This is a genomic window from Halorubrum sp. SS7 (genome assembly GCF_005435055.1).
Taxonomy (GTDB): domain Archaea; phylum Halobacteriota; class Halobacteria; order Halobacteriales; family Haloferacaceae; genus Halorubrum; species Halorubrum salinarum.
Genome location: NZ_SGXV01000125.1, coordinates 1 through 1,044 on the forward strand (window position 1 = coordinate 1; position 1,044 = coordinate 1,044).

At 56.8% G+C, this 1,044-nt stretch carries 2 rRNA genes; both read left to right on the plus strand.

The window, feature by feature from the left end:
• Positions 1-720, plus strand: a 23S ribosomal RNA gene (locus tag EXE44_RS20950); the annotation flags it as partial.
• Between the two features lie 138 nt (positions 721-858).
• Positions 859-980: ribosomal RNA gene (rrf, locus tag EXE44_RS17050) — 5S ribosomal RNA — on the plus strand.
• The last annotated feature ends 64 nt before the right edge of the window (positions 981-1,044 follow it).

The following is a 1,044-nucleotide window of genomic DNA, read 5'->3' on the forward strand; positions in this document are numbered from 1 at the left end:
CAGCATTGAAATACTACCCGTCGGTGACTGCGACTCTCACTCCGGGAGGAGTACACCGGTAGCCGGGCAGTTTGACTGGGGCGGTACGCGCTCGAAAAGATATCGAGCGCGCCCGAAGATCATCTCAGCCGGGTCGGGAATCCGGCGAAGAGCGCAAGAGCAAAAGATGGTCTGACAGTGTTCTTCCCAACGAGGAACGCTGACGCGAAAGCGTGGTCTAGCGAACCTACGAGGTTCCGGAATGGGACCCGTAGATGACAGAAAAGCTACCTTAGGGATAACAGAGTCGTCACTCGCAAGAGCACATATCGACCGAGTGGCTTGCTACCTCGATGTCGGTTCCCTCCATCCTGCCCGTGCAGACGCGGGCAAGGGTGAGGTTGTTCGCCTATTAAAGGAGGTCGTGAGCTGGGTTTAGACCGTCGTGAGACAGGTCGGCTGCTATCTATTGGGGGTGTGAGGTACCTGACGTGAACGAACGTATAGTACGAGAGGAACTACGTTTGGTCGCCACTGGTGTATCGGTTGTCCGGAAGGGCAGATGCCGAGTAGCCACGCGACACGGGGTAAGAGCTGAACGCATCTAAGCTCGAAACCCACATGGAAAAGAGGTACCACTGAGGTCACTCGTAGAAGACGAGTTCGATAGACTCGGGGTGTACGCACCGAGGCAACGAGGTGTTAAGCCCACGAGAACTAACAGACCGAGCCACATTCATTGGCGCTGACGCGCCACGAACTCGCATGAGTTCAGGCGGTATCTGGATCGCACGCATACACGGTTGATTCGAACCACGACCGACACAGGCGTCGCTCTCTATAATGAGAGCGTCTCGGTTCGACTCCGAGAGTCGGCATGAAGGCGGCCAGAGCGGTGGGGAAACACCCGTACCCATTCCGAACACGGAAGTTAAGCCCACCAGCGTATCGTGAAGTACTGGAGTGAGCGATCCTCTGGGAACCACGAGTCGCCGCCTACCCACTCATACGGGAACATTCCCATCACAGCCCACGGACAGCGCGTCCGTGGGCTTTCTTCATATC